Below are 1,054 nucleotides of genomic sequence, written 5' to 3'. Positions count from 1 at the left end.
GTCGTGGGCGCTGCTGTCCGGCGGCTCGGGGAAGAAGCCCGCGAAGGCGGACACGGCCGAGGCCGCGCCGCCCGCCGAGGCGGCCGCCGTCGTCGACCCGGCCGCGCAGGCGATCCGGACGGTGCTCAGCTTCGACCACGCCTCGCTCGACCAGAACGTGGCGGCGGCGCACCGGGTGTCGACGCGGCGGTACGGCGCCGACTACGACCGGCAGCTCGCGACCCGCGCCTACCAGGACGAGCTGAAGGACAAGAAGGGCTCGGTCACCGCGGAGATCGTCGACTCGGCGGTGGTGGCCGCCTCGTCGGGCACGGTCACCGTGCTGTCGTACGTCAAGCGGACGGTCCGCGCGGAGAACGCCGATCCGAACCGGCTGCAGGACCCGATGCGGGCGACCATGGTCAAGCAGGGTGGCGGCTGGCTGCTCGACAGCCTGTACTCGCTGAAGGCCGCCTCGCCGCGCGCGGACACGGCGGGCGCGCCCTGGCCGGGCCCGCAGGCGCGCGGGGCGCTCGACGCGGTGGCGCGCGACCCGTCCGTCGCGGCGGGCACGGCCGTGGAGGTCGGGCTGCGCTCGGGCGGGCAGGCGGACCGGCTCACGGCCCTCGTGACGCTCGGCGCGTGCCAGGGCGCGTGCACCGACCGGGACCAGGTGACCGTCCACCGGCTGCAGCTCCAGCTCACGGGCGGAGCCTGGAAGGTCGCGGGCAACGAGGCCCTCTGAGCCGTCGCGACGCTCTGACCCGAGCCGGGCCGTCCGAGCGGCGCTAAGAGCGGCTCAGCACGCCGGAGGGGCGCCTCCCGGCTTGGGAGACGCCCCTCCTACGGGTTCCTCAGGACTCGCGGACCGTGCGCCTGCGCGTCGCCGCCACCGCGGCACTGCCCGCGGCGACGGCGGCGATGCCGAGCAGGGCTAGGGGCAGCGCGTCGGTCCCGGTGACCGGCAGCTTGTTCGGCGGCGTGAAGTCGCCGATGCCCGCCGCGCCCGGCTGCATGGGCGAGGACGGAAGGTCGGGCAGGAGCGGCCCCGAAGGCGGCCCCGGCGGTGTCGGGC

General features: G+C 76.5%; 2 protein-coding genes. One reads left to right on the top strand and one right to left on the bottom strand.

Features of this window, described 5'->3' with window-relative positions; all coding sequences use genetic code 11:
- On the top strand, positions 1 to 724 hold a 724-nt coding region (locus ETD83_RS41945; RefSeq protein ID WP_171064759.1), incomplete at its 5' end, for a hypothetical protein.
- 109 nt (positions 725 to 833) lie between these two features.
- Here the strand turns inward: ETD83_RS41945 and ETD83_RS41940 are convergent.
- Positions 834 to 1,054: LPXTG cell wall anchor domain-containing protein (locus tag ETD83_RS41940; RefSeq protein WP_138650783.1), on the bottom strand; the 221-nt coding region annotated here is incomplete at its 5' end.

It is taken from the genome of Actinomadura soli, assembly GCF_005889715.1.
GTDB lineage: Bacteria > Actinomycetota > Actinomycetes > Streptosporangiales > Streptosporangiaceae > Spirillospora > Spirillospora soli.
Note: the sequence above shows the minus strand (reverse complement) of the source record. Positions and strands in the feature narration are given on the sequence as shown.